The following is a 19,746-nucleotide window of genomic DNA, read 5'->3' as shown; positions in this document are numbered from 1 at the left end:
AAGGTCAAGTCCGCGAGCCCAAGGGGTGGGAGCCGTGCGTATCGGGGAGCTGGCCGCGCAGACGGGGCTGACCAGGGACGCCCTCCGCTTCTACGAGCGGACCGGGCTGATCACCGGGCAGCGGCTGGCCAACGGCTACCGCGACTTCCCGCCCGAGACGGTGCCGTGGCTCGCGTACGTCCGTACCGCGCAGGCGCTCGGCTTCTCGCTGGCGGAGATCGCGCGCACCGGTGAGGAACTGCGCCACGCACCCGACAGTGCCGCGGCCCTGTCCGCACTGTTCGAGGAGAAGATCGCGGCGATCGACGCGCGCACCGCCCAACTCGCCGCGCTGCGGGCCGACCTCACGGCCCGCGTCGGCTCGGGCTGCCCCCTGCGGGCGGCGGGCTGAACGTCAGGCGGAGGAGACCGGCAGGACGTCCGGCGAGAGCGCGCCCGCCTGCGCGGACGCCGCGGTCGCGCGGCGGCGGTGGTGACGGCGGCAGAGCACCTCGTAACCCACCTCGCCCGCGGGGCGGTTCACATCGCCGACGACGACCTGCGCGCCCTCGACGACCATCTCGCCGTCTATGGTCCGGGCGTTGTGCGTGGCGCGGGCGCCGCACCAGCAGAGGGCCTCGACCTGGAGCTGTTCGATCCGGTCCGCCAGCTCGACCAGCCGCTGGGAGCCGGGGAACAGGCGGGTGCGGAAGTCCGTCGTGATGCCGAAGGCGAAGACGTCCATCTCCAGGTCGTCCACGACCCGGGCCAGCTGGTCGATCTGGTCCGGGGCCAGGAACTGCGCCTCGTCCACGATCACGTAGTCGACCCGGCCCCCCTTGGAGAGCTGGGCGACGAGATACGCGTAGAGGTCCATGCCCTCGTCCGCCTCGACCGCCTCCGTGACGAGGCCGAGCCGGGAGGACAGCTTCCCCTCCCCCGCCCGGTCGTCCCGGGTGAAGATGACGCCCTGCAGGCCCCTCGCCGAGCGGTTGTGACCGATCTGGAGGGCCAGGGTGCTCTTGCCGCAGTCCATCGTCCCGGAGAAGAACACAAGCTCGGGCATGAGGGGTTGAGCACCTTTCGGACGGGAAAAGAGAGCGGCTGGAACGGAGCGAACGGCTAGGAGCGTACTTCGAGGAGCGGGACGAACTGCTCGACGGGGGTCATGGAACCGTGCATGCCGACCATGGCCGACTCGTGCGGCTCGTTGCGCGACGCGGTGATCACCACGTCGTCGTGGGCCGCCGCGACCACGTCCCCGATCCTGCCGTACACCCGCTCGTCGATGGTGGGACCGAACCAGCCGGCCGCGACCGCCTCGTCCCGGCTCGCCACCCAGAACTGCTCGCCCAGCACCTCGCGCCAGACGGCCAGCACGTCGGAGGCGGCACCCGGGACGGCGTACACGTGCCGGGCACGGCCCTCGCCGCCGAGCAGCGCGACGCCGGCGCTCAGCTCCCAGTCCTCGTCGAAGTCGATCCGGGACTGCTCGTCGAACGGGATGTCGATCATGCCGTGGTCGGCGGTGATGTAGAGCGCCGAGCGCGGCGGAAGCTGCTCGGCCAGGCGGCGCGCCAGCCCGTCGACGTACATGAGCTGTCCGCGCCAGGCGTCGGAGTCGGTGCCGAAGCGGTGGCCCTTGCCGTCGACCTCGCTGTAGTACGTGTAGACGAGCGAGCGGTCGCCGGCGGCCAGCCGCTCGGCGGCGGTGTCCATCCGGTCCTCGCCGCTGAGCCGGCCGAGGAAGGAGCCGCCGCTGAGCGCGACCTTGGTCAGCGGGGTCTGCTCGAAGGCGGGGGCGGAGACCTGGGCGGTCCGCACACCGGCGGCGTCGGCGAGCTGGAAGAGGGTGGGGTGGGGTTGCCAGGCCTTCGGCGGGGTCCAGGGGTTCCAGCGGAGCTGGTTCATCAGCTCGCCGGTCTCGGGGTTGCGGACCGTGTAGCCGGGAAGACCGTGCTCGCCGGGAGGCAGGCCGGTGCCGACGGAAGCGAGCGAGGTCGCCGTCGTGGCCGGGAAGCCCGCCGTGATCGGACGGCCGGTGCCGCCGCGCGAGGTGGGCAGCAGCGAGTGCAGGAAGGGGGCCTCGTCGGGGTGCGCCTTTATCTGCTCCCAGCCGAGGCCGTCGATCAGGAAGACGCAGTTGCGGTCGGCGGGGGCGAGTTCGCCGATGGCCGCGGCGAAGCCGGGCACTTCCTGGCCCGCGAGCAGGGTCGGCAGCAGATCGGCGAGGGAGCCGCTGCCGTACTCCGGGACGGGCGCGGAGTCGACGGACAGCGGGACGAAGTCGTCCTGCCAGGCCGGCTGGGCCATCAGCGGCCGGCCGCGGGGGTCGCTGCCGTGGCCTCGGAGAGCGCTTGGGCGAAGGCGAGGGTCTGGCGCACGGTGTCCGGGCCGTCGCCGGCCTCGCTGACCCGCAGGGACAGGTCGTCGGCGGTCGTGCTGCCGGTGTAGCCGTGGTCGGCCTCGCAGTTGGGGTCGCCGCAGGCGGCGGGCTCCAGGTCGATCCGGGAGACCGCGCCCCAGCCGATGGTCAGGACGACCTCGCGCGGCAGCGTGCCCGGGACGTACTTCTCCGGGTTGGCCACGACACGGCTGACCACGACCGACGAGATCCGGTCGAGCTTGACCGACTCGGTGGAGGTGGTGGCGTACGGCGACGGGGAGCTGGTGTCGGCGTTCTGCTCGTCGGTGTGGCTGACGATGAAACGGGTGTCCGTCAGCACCAGCACCGTGACGTGCCGGCGCACCTCGTTGGAGTCGAACGTCGTCTCCTGGTGCACCAGGTACGAAGCGACCGGCTCGCCGCCCACGGCGGCCTCCACCGCCTCGGCCACGAGGGCCGGGTAGTAGCCGCTGCGCTCGATCGCCGCGCGCAGCCCCTGGGTGGTCGTACCGGTCTTAGCCATGGGACCCATCCTACGGGGGCCGGATGGCTGCCGGGGACGCCGCTGCGCGCCCGCTCCGCCGGGTCCAGGGGCACGCGAGCGGGGGCCCGGTCAGTAGTTGGACAGGCGGCGGGGGCCGAGGTCGGTCCGGGCCGGGGGCGGCGAGAGGCGGACGCTCGCCCCGAGCACGGAGATCCCCTGCGGCGCTACCACGACCGGTTCCAGGGCGATGGAAACCACTTCGGGGTGGTCGTCGACCAGCCGGGAGATCCGCAGCAGCAGTTCCTCCAGCGCGGCCGTGTCGACCGGCGCCGCACCGCGCCAGCCGAACAGGACCGGGGCCGCGCGGATGGACCGGATCAGTTCGGCGACATCGCGGTCGGTGGCCGGAACCAGGCGGTGGGCGGTGTCGCCGAGCAGTTCGGAGGGTGCCCCGGCCAGGCCGAAGGAGAGCACGGCGCCCGCGGCCGGGTCGATGGTGGCCCGGACGACGGTGTCGACGCCGCGCGGCGCCATGGCCTGGACCACGGGCCGCAGCTCCGCGGGCTTGCCGAGCAGCTCGGTCAGGTCGCCGTACGCACGGCGCAGCGCGGCCTCGCTGTCGAGGTCCAGGCGTACGCCGCCGAGGTCGGCCCGGTGGCGCAGATGGGGGGCGGTCGTCTTCAGCGCCACCGGGTAGCCGAGCCGGGCGGCCGCGGCCACCGCCTCCTCCGGGCCGGGCGCGGGCAGCGTGGGGCGTACGGCGATGCCGTAGCAGGCGAGCAGTTCGCGGGCCTCGTCGTGGCCGAGCGGCCGGCCGCGCGGGTCGAGGGCCTCGCCGAGCAGGGCGTCGATGCGGGCGGCGGCGCCCGGGGCGTCGATGGTGTCGTCGAGGAAGTCGGGCACCTTCCCGGGCACCGCGGCCTGGCGGCGCCAGCGGGCGTACCGCACTGCCTCGGCGAGGGCGCGGACGGCGCGCTCGGCGGCGGGGTAGGCGGGGATGCGGCCGATACGGCGCGCTTCCTCGGGGGTGTCGGTGCCGGGCGCCGGTGCGGGGGGCTCGGCGGGGGCGCCCTGCGCCGCGGTGAAGGGCTGCGCGGCCGGGCGCTGCTGGGACACGGTGCTGGTGGCGGCGGACAGCGCCTCCGCCAGACCGCCGATCTCCACGTGCACCACGGCGACCGGCTTGGCCGGTCCGGTCGCGGCGGCCGTGTGCAGGGCGGTGGCCAGGACCTCGCCGTCGCCCGGCTCCGCCTCACCGTTCTCGCCCACCCAGGGGATGGCCGTCACGATCACGGCGTCACAGCCCCCGTCGGCCAGCGCGGCCGAGAGCGCGTCCCGGAAGTCCTGCGGGGTGGCGGAGGTGGTGAGGTCGATGGGCGGGCGCGGGCGCAGGCCCTCGGCCAGGCAGACGTCGTACGTGAGGAGCCCGAGGGACTCGGAGTTGCCGAGGATGGCGACCCGGCCGCCCGCCGGGAGCGGCTGGTCGGCGAGGAGCAGTCCGGCGTCGACCATCTCGGTGACCGTGTCGACGCGGATGACGCCCGCCTGCCGCATCAGCGCGGAGACCGTCGAGTCGGGGATGCGGCTGACGGGGACCGCGTGGCCGGGCGGGGTGGAGCCGCTGTGCCGGGCGCCCTTGACCACGACGACGGGCTTCACGGCGGCGGTGCGGCGGGCGAGCCGGGTGAACTTGCGGGGGTTGCCCAGCGACTCCAGGTAGAGCAGGGCGACGTCGGTGTCCGGGTCGTCGTACCAGTACTGGAGGAAGTCGTTGCCGGAGATGTCGGCACGGTTGCCGGCCGAGATGAAGGTGGAGAGTCCGGCCCCGCGCCGGTAGAGGCCGGAGAGCAGGGCGATGCCGATGGCGCCGGACTGGGTGAACAGGCCGATGCGCCCGGAGGCGGGCCGCTCCGGGGCGAGCGAGGCGTTGAGCCGGACCTCCTCTGAGTTGTTGATGATGCCGAAGGCGTTGGGCCCGATGATCCGCATACCGTACGAGCGGGCCTGGCGCACCAGTTCACGCTGGCGCTCGCGGCCCTCGGCGCCCCACTCGGCGTAACCGGCGGAGAGGACCACCAGGCCCTGGACGCCGTGTTCGCCGCAGTCCGCGACGGCCTCCGGGACCCGGTCCGCAGGCACGGCGACGACCGCGAGGTCGACCGGCTCGCCGATCTCGCCCAGGGAGCGGTGGGCGGGGACGCCGTCAATGGTGTCCTGGCCCGCGTCGAGAGCGCTGTTCACCGCGTGGACGCGGCCGGTGAAGCCCGCGCCGAGCAGGTTGCGCAGGACCGTGCGGCCGACGCCGCCGGGGGTCCGGCCGGCACCGATGACGGCGACGGAGCCGGGGGCGAGCAGCCGTTGCACGGACTTGGCCTCGGCGCGCTGTTCACGGGCTCGCTGGACGGCCAGGGACTCGGCGGTGGGTTCGAGGTCCAGGGTGAGGTGGACGGAGCCGTCCTCGAAGCTGCGCTGCTGGGTGTAGCCGGCATCCCGGAACACCTTGATCATCTTGGTGTTGGCGGGCAGCACCTCGGCGGCGAACCGGCGGATGCCGCGCTCACGGGCGACGGCCGCGATGTGTTCGAGCAGCGTCGAGGCGACGCCGCGGCCCTGGTGGGCGTCCTGGACGAGGAAGGCGACCTCGGCCTCGTCGGCGGGCGCGGAGGCGGGGCGGCCGGTCGCGTCGATCCGGTCGTAGCGGACGGTGGCGATGAACTCCCCGCCCACCGTGACGGCGAGGCCCACTCGGTCGACGTAGTCGTGATGGGTGAAGCGGTGGACGTCCTTGGCGGAGAGCCGGGGGTAGGGCGCGAAGAAGCGGTAGTACTTCGACTCGTCGGAAACCTGCTCGTAGAAGCTGACGAGGCGCTCGGCGTCGTCCGTGGTGATCGGCCTGATCCGCGCGGTGCCGCCGTCGCGGAGCACCACGTCCGCCTCCCAGTGATCGGGGTAGACGTGATGCGGACTCTGCTCCGGAGAGGGCTGCATGGGCCAAGCCTACGGCGGTCGCACGGGTCGCGGGGGTGCTGGGGCCGGGGCAGGCTGGGCTGTCCGGACGACCGTGGAGACGGACCTCGCGAGGGCCCGCGGGTCGGCCCGGAGCATCGCGCACCGCGTGAGACACTGGTCTAGACAACCGTTGATTCGTGAAGGGCAGAACCATGGCTGAGCGCCGCGTAAACGTCGGTTGGGCCGAGGGCCTGCACGCCCGCCCCGCTTCCATCTTCGTCCGTGCCGCTACGGCTTCCGGCGTTCCCGTCACCATCGCCAAGGCGGACGGCAACCCGGTGAACGCGGCCTCCATGCTCGCGGTGCTCGGCCTCGGTGCCCAGGGTGGCGAGGAGATCGTGCTGGCGTCCGAGGCGGACAACGCCGAGGCCGCTCTGGACCGCCTGGCCAAGCTGGTCGCCGAGGGCCTCGAAGAGCTGCCGGAGACCGTCTGATCCCGAGCGGTCACGACCGCCGGAATTCTCACGCAAAAGCCGCGGCCCCCGCACGGGGCGCCGCGGCTTTTGCGTATGCTCACCGACTCGACGGCCCGGAACGAATAGCGCGCGATGCTCTTTACGGATTTCGCGCGGGCCTTTATTCATTTGTACGCGGCCTTTGTTAATTCCGGCCGCTCGCGGTGTTTACGGCACGTTGCGAAGTCCTCACGCCGCCGGCCGGGGGCACGGTGGCGGGGACGGGCCGGGCGGCGCGGCGCAGCCGGTGCGCGGCGCTCTGACGTTCGGCGAGTTGTGCGGCCAGCGCCCGCGCCCGTTCCGCGTCGCCGCGCGCCACGGCGTCCACGAGGGCCCCGTGCTCGGCCCAGGCCTCGGCCGGCCTGGCCGGCTGGTCGACCGCGTACATCCAGGCGATCTTGTGGCGGAGCTGGGTGAGCAGGGCGATGAGGCCGGGGCTGCCGGAGGCCTGGGCCAACGTCTCGTGGAACCAGGCGGCCAGGGACCGCAGGTCCTCGCCCTCGCCCCGGCGGGCCCGCTCCTGACCGAGCCTCACCAGGCCGCGCAACACCTTGAGGTGGGCCTCCGTCCGGCGCTGGGCCGCGCGGGCAGCGCTCAGCGGCTCCAGCAGCTTGCGGACCTCCAGGAGGTCGGCGGCCTCCTGCTCCGAGGGCTCGGCGACACAGGCTCCGGCGTGTCTGCGGGTGACGACGAAGCCCTCGGACTCCAGGGTGCGCAGCGCTTCCCGTACGGGGACGCGGGACACCCCGTAACGCCGTGCGAGCACCTCCTCGGTGAGCCGGCTGCCGCGCTCGAAGACACCGGAAACGATGTCGTCACGGATTGCCGTGCATACCGAATGCGCCGGAACACGCATGTCCGAACCTCCGCCTCAATCCCCGCGAACAGCGGCCGATCGACACCTCATGCCGTGACTCTATTGCAATGCACTCACATTTCCGATGCCGGGCCGGAATTCATGAATATCTTTTGGCCACGGACGAGCGGGGACGGACAGCGCGGAACGGGTACGGCGAAGGCCCCGGCAGGATGCCGGGGCCTTCGCGGGGAGCCTGTGCGGTCAGACGCTGACGCCGTGGGCGCGCAGATAGGCGACCGGGTCCATGTCGGAGCCGTAGGAGGGGGTGGTGCGGGCCTCGAAGTGGAGGTGCGGGCCGGTGGAGTTCCCGGTGGAGCCGGAGAGCCCGATCTGCTGCCCGGCGGCGACGCTCTGGCCGACGGAGACACCGATCGACGAGAGGTGGCCGTACTGGGTGTACGTGCCGTCCGTCATCCGGAGCACGATGTTGTTGCCGTACGCCCCGCCCCAGCCGGCCTCGACGACCGTGCCGGCGCCGACGGCGACGACGGAGCTGCCGGACGCGGCGTGGAAGTCGATGCCGGAGTGGCTGCCGGAGGACCAGAGCGAGCCGCTGGACTTGTAGCCGGTGGTCACGTAGGAGCCGGCGACGGGGAGCCGGTAGGACGAGCCCAGGGCGGTGCGGGTGGTGGAGCGCCCGGCGCGCGCGGAGGCCTCGCGGGCGGCCTCGGCCTTCTTCCTGGCCTTGGCCTTGGCGGCTGCCTTGACCTCGGCCGCCTTCGCGGCGGCCTTCTTCCTCGCGGCCTCGGCCTTCTTCCTGGCCTTCGCCTTGGCCGCCGCCTTCTTCTCGGCGACGTCGGCCTGATGCTGCTGGGCGGTGGCCTGGGCGTCGATCCGGTCGGCGAGGGTGGTCTCGATGGTGAGGACCTGGGAGAGCCCGGTCTCGGTGGCGGAGGGGGCCGTACCGGAGTCGGCGAGGGCCGGAGAGGCCAGGGAGCCGATGACGCCGGTGGTGGCGAGCGTCGCGACGCCGACGGCCTTGGCGCCGGTGCGCTTCAGACGGCTCGGGGCACGGTGCTTCCCGGTGGCACGGGTGAACGCCATGGGTGGCGGGTCCTTTCCTTCCTTCTCGCCTACCGGGTTAGCTGACGGGTTCGGAGCAGGAAGGTCTCCTACGGACACCTCGCCCCGGAACGGGGCATGGGCGTCCGATTCACCCCAGGGACTTCGTGGGTCCCCGGCTCCCCGGGCTCGCGCCGGACGGGGACTCGGCGATGGCTGCCCGGTGCGCCGGGATGCGGCGTACTAGTGGCGGACAGCGGACCCGACGCTAAGCGGACGGACTTCCCGTCACCAAACGGGCACCGGGATTTGTAGCGCATCCCACAGGGTGAATGCGCGCTTTCTCTGCCAAATAGGGCGCATAGCGCGCAAAAGTGACCCGAAATACGGGGAGGCTCCGGCGCAAGAGCGCGCCGGAGCCTCCCCGTTGCCCGTACGGCTGGCGAAGCAACAGGTCAGCCGGTGACGACCGACACCTCGCCGATGCCGAGGGCCCGGACCGGCTCCTCGATGCGCGAGGCGTCGCCGACCAGGACCGTGACCAGCCGGTCCACCGGGAAGGCACTGACCGCGGCCGCGGTGGCCTCGACGGTGCCGGTCTCGGCGAGGCGGGCGTACAGCGTCGCCTGGTAGTCGTCCGGGAGGTGCTGTTCGACCTGGTCGGCCAGGGTGCTCGCGACGGAGGCGGCCGTCTCGAACTTGAGCGGGGCCACCCCGACGAGGTTCTGCACGGCCGTCTCGCGCTCGGCGTCCGTCAGGCCCTCGGCGGCCAGCGTCCGCAGGACCTTCCACAGGTCGTCCAGGGCCGGCCCGGTGGACTCGGTGTCCACGGAACCGCTGATGGCCAGCATCGCCGCCCCCGTGGCGCCCGCGGCGGAGTCCGGAGCGGTGGAGCGGAGCACCTGGGCGAAGGCCCGCACGCCGTAGGTGTAGCCCTTCTCCTCGCGCAGCACCCGGTCGAGCCGGGAGGTGAGCGTGCCGCCCAGGCAGTAGGTGCCGAGGACCTGGGCCGGCCAGACGCTGTCGTGACGGTCGGCGCCGATGCGGCCGATCAGCAGCTGCGTCTGCACCGCGCCCGGACGGTCCACGATGATCACCCGGCCGGTGTCGTCGGCCGTGATCGGCGGGGCGGGGCGGGGCTCGACGGTGTCCCCGGACCAGTCGCCCAGGGTCTCGGCGAGCAGCGCGTCCAGGTCGATGCCGGTGAGGTCGCCGACGACCACGGCGGTCGCGGCGGACGGGCGGATGTGCGCGTCGTAGAAGGCGCGCACGGCCGCGGCGTCGATCCGCTCGATGGTCTCCTCGGTGCCCAGGCGCGGGCGCGACATGCGGGCCGAGGCCGGGAACAGCTCCTTGGAGAGCTGCTTGGCCGCGCGGCGGGCCGGGTTGGCCTGCTCGTGCGGGATCTCGTCCAGCCGGTTGCGCACCAGCCGCTCGATCTCGCTGTCCGAGAAGGCCGGCGCCCGCAGCGCCTCGGCGGCCAGGCCGAGCGCCTTGGCCAGCCGGGAGGCGGGGACCTCCAGGGAGACCCGGATGCCGGGGTGGTCGGCGTGGGCGTCGAAGGTGGCGCCGCACCGCTCCAGCTCGGCGGCGAACTCCTCGGCGCTCTGCTTGTCGGTGCCCTCGGACAGAGCGCGCGACATGACCGTGGCCACGCCGTCAAGGCCCTCGGGCTCGGCGTCCAGCGGGGCATCGATGAAGATCTCGACGGCGACGACCTGCTGGCCTGGGCGGTGACAGCGCAGCACGGTCAGGCCGTTGGGCAGGGAGCCGCGCTCGGGCGCGGGAAAGGCCCAGGGCCGGGCCACGCCCGGGGCGGGCTGGGGGTGGTACTGCATCGAAACTTCAGTCGCGGCAGCGTCGGTCACTGGTCCGCCCCTTCGTGCGCGTCGGTGTCGGTGGCGGCGCCGGCCTCTTCGGCGGGTACGACCGGTTCATAGACGAGGACCGCCCGGTTGTCGGGCCGCAGCTGGGCCTGCGCGGCGGCCTTGACCTCCTCGGCCGTGACGTCGAGGACCCGGTTCACGGCGGTCAGCGCGAGCTGCGGGTCACCGAACAGCACGGCGTACCGGCACAGTTCGTCGGCGCGGCCGGCGACCGTGCCGAGCCGGTCCAGCCACTCGCGCTCCAACTGGGCCTGGGCGCGCTCCATCTCCTCGGGCGTGGGGCCCTCCTCGGCGAACCGGGCCAGCTCCTCGTCGACCGCGGCCTCGATCTCCGCCACCTCCACGCCGCCGGACGTCTTGACGTCCAGCCAGCCCAGGGAGGGCGCCCCGGCGAGCCGGAGCAGTCCGAACCCGGCGGCCACGGCCGTACGGTCGCGGCGGACCAGACGGTTGTGCAGCCGGGAGGACTCGCCGCCGCCCAGCACGGTCAGGGCGAGGTCCGCGGCGTCGCACTCGCGGGTGCCGTCGTGGGGCAGCCGGTAGGCGGCCATCAGGGCGCGCGCCGGCACCTCCTCGCGGACCTCCTCGCGCAGCTGCCCGCCCATGATCGCGGGCAGCGAGCCGTCGCGCGGCGGCTGCTTGCCGTCGTGGGAGGGGATGGAGCCGAAGTACTTCTCGATCCAGGCGAGGGTCTGCTCGGGGTCGATGTCGCCGACGACCGACAGCACCGCGTTGTTCGGCGCGTAGTACGTACGGAAGAAGGCGCGGGCGTCGTCCAGCGTCGCCGCGTCCAGGTCCGCCATGGAGCCGATCGGGGTGTGGTGGTACGGGTGGCCCTCGGGGTAGGAGAGGGCGGTCAGCCGCTCGAACGCGGTGCCGTACGGGACGTTGTCGTAGCGCTGGCGGCGCTCGTTCTTGACGACGTCGCGCTGGTTCTCCATGGACTCCTCGTCGAGCGCGGCGAGCAGCGAGCCCATCCGGTCGGCCTCGAGCCACAGGGCCAGCTCCAGCTGGTGCGTGGGCATCGTCTCGAAGTAGTTGGTCCGCTCGAAACTGGTGGTCCCGTTGAGCGAGCCGCCGGCGCCCTGCACCAGCTCGAAGTGTCCGTTCCCCTTGACCTGGCCGGAACCCTGGAACATCAGGTGCTCGAAGAGGTGGGCGAGGCCGGTGCGGCCCTTGACCTCGTGGCGTGAGCCGACGTCGTACCAGAGGCACACCGCCGCGACCGGGGTCAGATGGTCCTCGGAGAGCACCACGCGCAGGCCATTGGCCAGACGGTGCTCGGTCGCTGTCAAGCCGCCGGAACCGGCCTGGGCTGTGGCCGTGTGACCCATGGGCATGTACGTCCCTTCGATCGCGCTACTGGATGTCCGTATGAAGAAGCCGCTGCGGGAAGCTGCTTCGAAAGGTTGCTTCGAGACACAGCCACTGTATGCAAGCGAACCGGCACCTGCCGAAGTTCCCGTGCGGCGACGCTTTGCGCGAAATTCGCCGGAAGGGGGTCTTCCGCCGCCTCGGGACGGACGGCGAGGGCGCTTTGGGACGGGTCGAGGTCGGGGTTGTCAGTCAGGCGGTCCACAATGGTGCGCGTCAGAACCTGAGGGAACCTGAGGTTGCCCGATCGAAATCCGTGAAGGAGTCGCAGCAGCGATGGCCCGCCGCAGCACGAAGACCCCGCCGCCGGTCGACTTCGAGGAGAAGATCCTCGACATCGACGTCGTCGACGAAATGCAGGGCTCCTTCCTCGAGTACGCGTACTCGGTGATCTACTCCCGCGCCCTGCCGGACGCCCGGGACGGCATGAAGCCGGTGCACCGCCGCATCGTCTACCAGATGAACGAGATGGGCCTGCGCCCGGACCGCGGCTTCGTGAAGTGCGCCCGGGTCGTCGGCGAGGTCATGGGCAAGCTGCACCCGCACGGCGACGCGTCGATCTACGACGCGCTGGTGCGCATGGCCCAGCCGTTCTCCATGCGCCTCCCCCTCGTCGACGGACACGGGAACTTCGGCTCCCTGGGCAACGACGACCCGCCGGCCGCCATGCGGTACACCGAGTGCCGGATGGCCGACGCGACCTCGCTGATGACGGAGTCGATCGACGAGGAGACGGTCGCCTTCCAGTCGAACTACGACGGCCAGGAGCAGGAGCCGGTCGTCCTCCCGGCGGCCTACCCCAACCTCCTGGTCAACGGCACGACCGGGATCGCGGTCGGCATGGCGACCAACATGCCGCCGCACAACCTGGGCGAGGTCATCGCCGCCGCCCGGCATCTGATCAAGCATCCGGGCGCGGACCTGGAGACGCTGATGCGGTTCGTCCCCGGTCCCGACCTGCCGACCGGCGGGCGGATCGTGGGCCTCGGCGGCATCAAGGACGCGTACGCCAAGGGCCGTGGCACGTTCAAGATCCGTGCCACGGCCGCTGTGGAGAACGTCACGCCGCGCCGCAAGGGCCTCGTCGTCACCGAACTGCCCTTCACCGTCGGCCCCGAGAAGGTCATCTCCAAGATCAAGGACCTGGTCTCGGCGAAGAAGCTCCAGGGCATCGCCGACGTCAAGGACCTCACCGACCGCTCGCACGGGCTGCGCCTGGTCATCGAGATCAAGAACGGCTTCGTGCCCGAGGCGGTGCTGGAGCAGCTCTACAAGCTGACGCCGATGGAGGAGTCCTTCGGCATCAACAACGTGGCACTGGTCGACGGCCAGCCGCTCACCCTGGGGCTCAAGGAGCTGCTGGAGGTCTACCTCGACCACCGCTTCGACGTGGTGCGCCGGCGCAGCGAGTTCCGCCGGACCAAGCGCCGCAACCGGCTGCATCTGGTCGAGGGCCTGCTCGTCGCGCTGGTCGACATCGACGAGGTCATCCGCCTCATCCGGTCGAGCGACAACTCCGCGCAGGCGAAGGAGCGGCTCATGGAGCGCTTCTCGCTGAGCGAGATCCAGACGCAGTACATCCTGGACACGCCGCTGCGCCGGCTGACCCGGTTCGACCGGATCGAGCTGGAGAGCGAGCGGGACCGGCTGAACGCCGAGATCGCCGAGCTGACGGCGATCCTGGACTCGGACGCCGAGCTGCGCAAGCTCGTCTCCTCGGAACTGGCCGCGGTCGCGAAGAAGTTCGGTACCGCCCGGCGTACGGTGCTGCTGGAGTCGGCCGGTTCGCAGATCGCGTCGGTTCCGCTGGAGGTGGCGGACGACCCGTGCCGGGTGCTGCTCTCCTCGACGGGCCTGCTGGCGCGTACGGCCAACGACGAGCCGATCGAATTCGGCGAGGGCGCCAAGCGGTCCAAGCACGATGTGATCGTCTCGTCGGTGCCGGCGACGGCGCGTGGTGATGTCGGGGTGGTGACGTCCCACGGGCGGCTGCTGCGGCTGCCGGTGATCGATCTGCCCCAGCTGCCGGACACGCACGCAGCGCCCAATCTGTCGGGCGGGGCGATGACCGGGGAGTTCCTCACGCTGGAGGCGGACGAGGAGGTCGTCTGCCTCACCACGCTCGACGAGTCGTCACCCGGTCTCGCCATCGGTACGGCGCAGGGCGTCGTCAAGCGCGTGGTGCCGGACTATCCGGCGAACAAGGACGAGCTGGAGGTCATCACGCTCAAGAACGGCGACCGGATCGTGGGCGCGGTGGAGCTGCGGACGGGCGAGGAGGACCTGGTCTTCATCACCTCGGACGCGCAGCTGCTGCGCTACCCGGCCGCGCAGGTACGCCCGCAGGGACGGGCGGCCGGCGGTATGGCGGGCGTCAAGCTGGCGGCGGGAGCCGGGGTGCTCTCGTTCGCCGCGGTGGACCCGGCGGCGGACGCCGCGGTGTTCACGGTCGCCGGTTCGCACGGCACGCTGGACGATTCGGTCCTGACCTGCAAGCTCACGCCGTTCGACCAGTATCCGCGCAAGGGCCGGGCGACCGGTGGGGTGCGCTGTCAGCGGTTCCTGAAGAGCGAGGACGTGCTGGTGTTCGCCTGGGCGGGTGCGACGCCGGCCAGGGCCGCGCAGAAGAACGGTGCCCCGGCCGCGCTGCCCGAGCCCGACCCGCGGCGCGACGGTTCGGGGACACCGCTGGCGAACCCGGTCGCGGTGATCGCAGGCCCGGTGTAGGTCTTCGGCCGGCGACGGGGCGCGCTACGCGTCCTCGTCGCCGGGCTGTTGTACGAAGCGCAGGACGCCCCACATGGCTCGCTCGTGTGCGGCGTCCTGCGGTGTTTCCCCGGTCTGTGCTTCCTCGGCCCGGCAGTTCTCGAGCTCCTTGCGCAGGGCGGGTGCGTCGATGCCGGAGCCGATCAGGACGAGCTGGGTCCGCTTCGGTTCGCCGCGCGTCCACGGCGTGGGGGTGAACCGCAGGAATCCGCCCACGGCGTGCACCCCGTAGGCGTTGCCGGGGTCGCCCGCGCCGAAATCGACGTACCCCTTGATGCGGTACAGCCCTTCGGGCCGTGAGTCGAGGAACCGCATCAGCCGCCGTGGGTCCATCGGCACCTCGGACTCGAAGTCGACACTCTCGTACGCGGTGTGCAGATGGCCCCCGTGCCCGTCGCCGCCCTCCCGCGCACGCTCCTCCAGGTACAGGTCCTCGAAGGTGAGCTGACGCGCCTTCTCCTCGCCGTCCGGTCGCAGCGCCGGGTCGAAGAGCAGTTCCGGATCGATGCGGCCGTAGGTGGCGGGGACGACAGCCGCCGTGCTGCCGGTCTCCGCGACGGCCTGCCGGAGGCATGCGCACTGCTCGTCCCCGACCCGGTCCGTCTTGTTGAGCACGACCAGATCGGCCACCGCGAGATGGCGGCCGATCTCCGGATGGCGTTCCCTGGTCGCCTCGAACTCGGCCGCGTCGACCACCTCGACCAGTCCCCCGTACAGGATGTGCGGGTTGTCGCTGGCGAGGATCATCCGGACGAGTTCCTGCGGCTCCGCGAGGCCGCTCGCCTCGATGACGATCACGTCGAGCCGGGCGGAGGGCCTGGTCAGGGTCTCCAGATAGGTGTCCAGTTCGCTCGCGTCGACCGCGCAGCACAGGCAGCCGCCGCCCAGGGACACGGTGGACCCGACCTGCCCGGAGACGGTCATGGCGTCGATCTCGATGGACCCGAAGTCGTTGACGATCACGCCGATGCGGTTGCCCGCGCGGTGGAGCAGGAGGTGGTTGAGCAGCGTCGTCTTGCCGGACCCCAGGAATCCCGCGAGGACGACGACCGGAATCCGGGGGCTGCGGGGCGACGACGGGCTCAACGGGGGCCTTCCTGCGGGGTCAGACTGCCGGGACCGGCTGCGGCGGGGGCGGACCGACGTAGCGGGCCGCCGGGCGGATGATCTTCGAGTCCTCCGCCTGCTCCAGGATATTGGCGCTCCAGCCCACGACCCGCGCCGCACAGAAGGTGGGCGTGAACATCTCGCGCGGCAGCCCGCACAGCTCCATGACCACCCCGGCGTAGAACTCCACATTGGTGTGCAGTTCGCGCCCCGGCTTCAGCTCGGCGAGGATCGCCTCGACCTGCCGTTCCACCTCGACGGCGAAGTCCACGAGCGGGCCGCCGAAGCCCTGGGCGATGGACCGCAGCATGCGCGAGCGGGGGTCCTCGGTGCGGTAGACCGGGTGGCCGAAGCCCATGATCCGGTCGCCGGCGAGGACCCGTTCACGGATCCAGCCGTCGATGCGGTCGGGGGTGCCGATCGCGTCGAGCGTGTCGAGGGCACGGCTGGGGGCTCCGCCGTGCAGGGGGCCGGAGAGCGCTCCGACCGCGGCCACCAGACAGGCGGCGACGTCCGCCCCGGTCGAGGCGACGACCCGTCCGGTAAACGTCGAGGCGTTGAAACCGTGGTCCACGGTGGAGATCAGATACTGCTCGACGGCCCTGACCCGGGCGTCGTCCGGGACCGACCCCGTGAGCATGTACAGGTAGTTGGCGGCGTGCGGCAGATCGGCACGCGGCTCGACGGGTTCGAGCCCCTGGCCGAGGCGGTGCAGGGCGGTCAGCACGGTGGGGACGGCGGCGCAGACGGCCAGCGCGTCGGCACGGCGCCGGTCCGCGTCGATGTCGTACACCGGCCGGAAACCGGCCGACGCCCCGAGCAGGGAGAGCGCCGTACGCAGCCCGGACAGGGGACCCGACACCTCGCTCGCACGCGCTATGGCGGGCAGGGCGTCACGTACCGGTGCGGGCAGTACGCGCAGGGCCGCCGTGCGGGCGGCGAAGTCGGCGCGGGCCGCCGGACCGGGCAGCTCGCCCTCGGTCATGAGGTACCAGACGTCCTCGAAGCTGCGGGACCGGGCCAGCTCCACCGCCGAGTACTGGCGGTAGTGGTAGAAGCCCTCGCGGCCCCGGACGTCTCCCAGAGCCGTATCGGTCACGACGACACCCGCGAGACCTCGGGGGACGTCGAGCGGTGTTCCGCCGGTCATGGTCGTCATTGCTTCCTCCGTGGACAGTCCGAGAACTCCTTGGTATTGATTCGACTGTCCATGCATGACGTTATCTCTGTCAATATTGATTGAATCAATATGCATGCATGGATGCCGAGGACGGCATATGGATACGGTGGCGGCATGACGGAACGATCAGAGGCGGACGAGCAGCGGCCGGACGCGGGCGGGCAGCGGCTCACCACGCGGGAGACGGCCGAGCGTCTGGGAGTGAAGCCCGAGACGGTGTACGCCTACGTCAGCCGGGGCCAGTTGAGCAGCAGCCGCGCGCCGGGCGGGCGTGGCAGTACGTTCGACGCGGCGGAGGTCGAGGCGCTGGCCCGGCGCACAGGACGCAGGGAGCCGCCCTCGGCCACGGGCGAGCCGGCCGTGCGCACCGGCATCACCCTCATCGCCGACGACCGGTACTACTTCCGGGGCGTGGACGCGACGGAACTGGCCACCCGCCATACGTACGAGGAGGTCGCCGAGTGGCTGTGGACCGGTGAACTGAGGCCGGGCGTCCGCTTCACGGCCCCGGCGCAGACGGTGGCGGCGGCCCGGCGGGCGGTCGGCGCCCTGCCGGTGCACTGCGGCTCCACGGACCGGCTGCGGGTGGCGGTGGTCGCCGCCGCTGCCGCCGACCCGCTGCGCTTCGACCTGTCGCGCGAGGCGGTGCTCGGCGGCGCGCGGAGCCTGATTCCGGCGCTGGTGGCGGCGCTGCCGACGGCGGGCGGGGACGACCGGACGGGGGCGCGCGACCTGGACCTGAGCCCGGACCCGGGCTACGGCGCGGGCGCGGCGGCTCCAGGCGGGCCGGCCACGGCCGTCGGTCTGGCCCGTCAACTGTGGCCGAAACTCACTGCTCGAAAACCGGACGAGCCCTCACTCGCCGCGCTGGACACGGCACTTGCGCTGTTGATCGACCATGACCTGGCCGCCTCCACGCTGGCCGCCAGGGTCGCCGCCTCGGCGCGGGCGCATCCGTACGCCGTGGTGTCGGCGGGCCTGGGGGTACTGGAAGGCCCTCTGCACGGCGCGGCGAGCGGGCTCGCCCACCGCATGCTGGCCGAGGTCCTGGAACGTGGCGGCGCCGCACCGGTGGTGGCCGACCACCTACGGGCCGGCCGCCGGGTACCGGGCCTCGGGCACCGGCTGTACACCGGCGAGGACCCCCGCGCGCGCACCCTGTTCGACTTGCTCGCGCGCATCCCGCAGGCCGGGCCGGCCCTGGCCGCCGCCCGTGACGTGGTCGCCACCACGGCGCGCGACAGGACCCTGCATGCCAACGTCGACCTGGCACTGGCCGTGCTCTCGGTCGCCTCGGACATGCCGGCGGAGGCGGGAGAGACGGTCTTCGCCATCGCCCGTACGGCGGGCTGGATCGCGCACGCGCTGGAGGAGTACGGGGAACGCCCGCTGCGCATGCGTCCCAGCGGGCACTACACGGGCCCTCGGCCGCCCCAGCCCCTCCCCGTCCCTCGCGCCCTGCGATTGAGGGAATAGACACGCAATTGAGAGAACCGAGGGCGCAAAATCGTGACGGTCAGCGGGAAGCTGCGGCACGGGGAGGCTGAGCCGTCGAACCCCGGACCACCAGTTCGGGTTCGAAGAGCAACTCGTCCGACGGTACCGCCCGACCGCCGATCTGGACGGAGAGCAGTTCGACGGCGGCGCGCCCCATGGCCTCGATCGGCTGGCGGACAGTGGTGAGCGGCGGCTCGGTGCAGTTCATGAAGGCCGAGTCGTCGTACCCGACGACGGACACGTCATCCGGTACCGACAGGCCCCGCCGCCGGGCCGCGCGCACAGCCCCGAGGGCGAGCGGGTCGCTGGCGCAGATGAACCCGGTGACCCCCTCGTCCAGCAGCCGCGCGGCGGCGGCCTGACCGCCCTCCAGCGAGAACATCGCCCGCGTCACCCACTTGTCCGGGATGGTCGCACCCGACTCCTCGGCGAGCGCGCGGGCAGCGGCCAGCTTGCGCTGCGAGGGCATGTGGTCCGAGGGGCCGAGCACCAGTCCGATGCGCTCGTGGCCCAGCGAGACCAGGTGGCGCCACGCCTGTTCCACGGCCACGGAGTCGTCGCAGGAGACGCAGGGGAAGCCGAGATGGGCGATGGCCGCGTTGATGAGGACCACGGGGATCTTGCGGTCGGCCAGCACCTTGTAGTGGTCGTGCGGGGCGTCGGCCTGGGCATAGAGGCCACCGGCGAAGACCACACCCGAGACCTGCTGCTGCAGTAGCAGCTCCACGTAGTCCGCCTCGGAGACACCCCCCTTGGTCTGGGTGCACAGGACCGGGGTGAGGCCCTGCTGGGCGAGCGCACCGCCGACCACCTCGGCGAAGGCGGGGAAGATCGGGTTCTGCAGCTCGGGCAGGACGAGGCCGACCAGCCGGGCCCGTTCGCCGCGCAGCTGGGTCGGGCGCTCGTAGCCGAGGACGTCCAGCGCGGACAGGACGGCCTGCCGCGTGGCGTCGGAAACGCCCGGCTTGCCGTTGAGCACCCGGCTGACCGTGGCCTCGCTGACTCCAACCTTCTGTGCCACCTGAGCAAGTCGTCGCGTCATACGCGCAAGATTAGCGCAAGAAACGCAAGCAGATTGCGTGGGGTAGGAACCGAAGACGAATTTCAGCAAGCAGCGGCACAAGGCTTCTCCGCAGCCTCCCCGGAGCCCTGCCCCGGCCCCGGTGCCACTCCCCCGTCGGCGCCACCGTACCCGCCACCACCCCGCGCGGGCACCCCTCGGGGTGCGAGTCGGGCCCGCCCATATCCTCGGAGACATGAACCAGTTCAACGGCGGCGACGGCCGGTATCTGTCCATGACCAACGGCGGTACAGCGGTGTTCGTGGACGTACTGACGTTCGCCGTCTCGGAGCTGGCCCGGGAACCCTGGGATTTCCGCTTCGCCGCCCTCCTGTCACTCCAGAACCAGAACGTGATGGGCCGTGGCGTGGTCGGCTTCGCTCTGAAGGAGCTCGACTGGGGCGACTCGCCGCAGGAGGCCGCTGCGGCCAAGGACTTCCTGCTGCGGGTCCTCGATCTCGCCCTGACCCGCCACCGGTGGGACGAACTGACCTACGAACCACCCCGGGCCGAAGGGTACTTGCGCACCTACCGGGCGATGGTCGCGGACTTCGACCCCGCCACCGCGAAGGCCGGCGAGGACGTGCTGCCCGGACCGCAGGAGGCCGCGAGGGCCTTCTGCGTACGCCACCGCGTCCTGAACGGGCTGCCGTTCTGGGAGGAGTGCGTGTTCTGCACGGATGGCCTCTGACCGCCCCTGCA

Annotated in this window: 16 protein-coding genes and 1 riboswitch; of the genes, 5 read left to right on the top strand and 11 right to left on the bottom strand. The window is 72.0% G+C overall.

What is annotated here, in order from left to right; genetic code table 11:
* The first annotated feature begins 34 nt into the window (after positions 1-34).
* Complete coding sequence (locus tag EAO73_RS11910) at positions 35-391, top strand: MerR family transcriptional regulator (protein ID WP_147971335.1); 357 nt, start codon at positions 35-37, stop codon at positions 389-391.
* A gap of 3 nt (positions 392-394) precedes the next feature.
* Here the strand turns inward: EAO73_RS11910 and EAO73_RS11905 are convergent, their stop codons facing one another.
* From EAO73_RS11905 to EAO73_RS11890, 4 genes are all read right to left on the bottom strand, one after another.
* Positions 395-1,045, bottom strand: coding sequence for a thymidine kinase (locus EAO73_RS11905; RefSeq protein ID WP_147971334.1), 651 nt, complete (start codon positions 1,043-1,045; stop codon positions 395-397).
* 56 nt (positions 1,046-1,101) lie between these two features.
* Positions 1,102-2,292 (bottom strand): alkaline phosphatase family protein, encoded by a 1,191-nt coding sequence (locus EAO73_RS11900; protein WP_147971333.1) that lies wholly within the window; start codon positions 2,290-2,292, stop codon positions 1,102-1,104.
* A complete protein-coding gene (locus EAO73_RS11895) occupies positions 2,292-2,888 on the bottom strand; it encodes a DUF5998 family protein (protein WP_018520601.1) in 597 nt (198 codons plus the stop codon). Before EAO73_RS11895 ends, EAO73_RS11900 begins: the two co-directional genes overlap by 1 nt.
* Positions 2,889-2,978: 90 nt before the next feature.
* On the bottom strand, positions 2,979-5,837 hold the full coding sequence (locus tag EAO73_RS11890; protein WP_147971332.1) for a bifunctional GNAT family N-acetyltransferase/acetate--CoA ligase family protein: 2,859 nt from the start codon (positions 5,835-5,837) through the stop codon (positions 2,979-2,981).
* Between the two features lie 173 nt (positions 5,838-6,010).
* Between EAO73_RS11890 and EAO73_RS11885 the strand changes: the two genes are divergently transcribed.
* On the top strand, positions 6,011-6,292 hold the full coding sequence (locus tag EAO73_RS11885; protein WP_018520603.1) for an HPr family phosphocarrier protein: 282 nt from the start codon (positions 6,011-6,013) through the stop codon (positions 6,290-6,292).
* Positions 6,293-6,458: 166 nt separating this feature from the next.
* Here the strand turns inward: EAO73_RS11885 and EAO73_RS11880 are convergent, their stop codons facing one another.
* The 4 genes from EAO73_RS11880 to EAO73_RS11865 all read right to left on the bottom strand — a co-directional run bounded on the left by EAO73_RS11880 (position 6,459) and on the right by EAO73_RS11865 (position 11,400).
* Positions 6,459-7,169 (bottom strand): GntR family transcriptional regulator, encoded by a 711-nt coding sequence (locus EAO73_RS11880; RefSeq protein ID WP_147971331.1) that lies wholly within the window; start codon positions 7,167-7,169, stop codon positions 6,459-6,461.
* Between the two features lie 204 nt (positions 7,170-7,373).
* Positions 7,374-8,216, bottom strand: a complete 843-nt coding sequence (locus EAO73_RS11875) for a M23 family metallopeptidase (protein WP_147971330.1) — start codon at positions 8,214-8,216, stop codon at positions 7,374-7,376.
* A 12-nt stretch (positions 8,217-8,228) separates the two neighbouring features.
* Positions 8,229-8,396: riboswitch (cyclic di-AMP (ydaO/yuaA leader) on the bottom strand.
* A 233-nt stretch (positions 8,397-8,629) separates the two neighbouring features.
* On the bottom strand, positions 8,630-10,012 hold the full coding sequence (locus EAO73_RS11870; RefSeq protein ID WP_147971329.1) for a M16 family metallopeptidase: 1,383 nt from the start codon (positions 10,010-10,012) through the stop codon (positions 8,630-8,632).
* Between the two features lie 26 nt (positions 10,013-10,038).
* A complete protein-coding gene (locus EAO73_RS11865; protein ID WP_191133997.1) occupies positions 10,039-11,400 on the bottom strand; it encodes a M16 family metallopeptidase in 1,362 nt (453 codons plus the stop codon).
* A gap of 310 nt (positions 11,401-11,710) precedes the next feature.
* On the opposite strand from EAO73_RS11865, the gene EAO73_RS11860 reads away from it, so the two are divergent.
* Entirely contained in the window at positions 11,711-14,161 is a 2,451-nt protein-coding gene (locus EAO73_RS11860; RefSeq protein ID WP_147971327.1) for a DNA topoisomerase (ATP-hydrolyzing) subunit A, read from the top strand.
* Positions 14,162-14,185: 24 nt separating this feature from the next.
* On the opposite strand, the gene EAO73_RS11855 is transcribed toward EAO73_RS11860, so the two are convergent.
* Both EAO73_RS11855 and EAO73_RS11850 read right to left on the bottom strand, forming a co-directional pair.
* On the bottom strand, positions 14,186-15,286 hold the full coding sequence (locus EAO73_RS11855) for a CobW family GTP-binding protein (RefSeq protein ID WP_147971326.1): 1,101 nt from the start codon (positions 15,284-15,286) through the stop codon (positions 14,186-14,188).
* Between the two features lie 19 nt (positions 15,287-15,305).
* Positions 15,306-16,466, bottom strand: a complete 1,161-nt coding sequence (locus tag EAO73_RS11850) for a citrate synthase/methylcitrate synthase (protein ID WP_147971325.1) — start codon at positions 16,464-16,466, stop codon at positions 15,306-15,308.
* A 135-nt stretch (positions 16,467-16,601) separates the two neighbouring features.
* Here EAO73_RS11850 and EAO73_RS11845 point away from each other — a divergent pair, with 135 nt between their 5' ends.
* Entirely contained in the window at positions 16,602-17,963 is a 1,362-nt protein-coding gene (locus EAO73_RS11845) for a citrate synthase (protein ID WP_147971324.1), read from the top strand.
* Between the two features lie 40 nt (positions 17,964-18,003).
* Here EAO73_RS11845 and EAO73_RS11840 read toward each other — a convergent pair whose 3' ends face one another.
* Entirely contained in the window at positions 18,004-19,026 is a 1,023-nt protein-coding gene (locus EAO73_RS11840; RefSeq protein ID WP_147971323.1) for a LacI family DNA-binding transcriptional regulator, read from the bottom strand.
* 214 nt (positions 19,027-19,240) lie between these two features.
* Between EAO73_RS11840 and EAO73_RS11835 the strand changes: the two genes are divergently transcribed.
* On the top strand, positions 19,241-19,735 hold the full coding sequence (locus tag EAO73_RS11835; RefSeq protein ID WP_147971322.1) for a hypothetical protein: 495 nt from the start codon (positions 19,241-19,243) through the stop codon (positions 19,733-19,735).
* Positions 19,736-19,746 lie beyond the last annotated feature (11 nt).

This window comes from Streptomyces sp. col6, from assembly GCF_008042035.1.
Lineage (GTDB): Bacteria > Actinomycetota > Actinomycetes > Streptomycetales > Streptomycetaceae > Streptomyces.
This window is presented reverse-complemented; position numbering and strand designations above follow the sequence as displayed.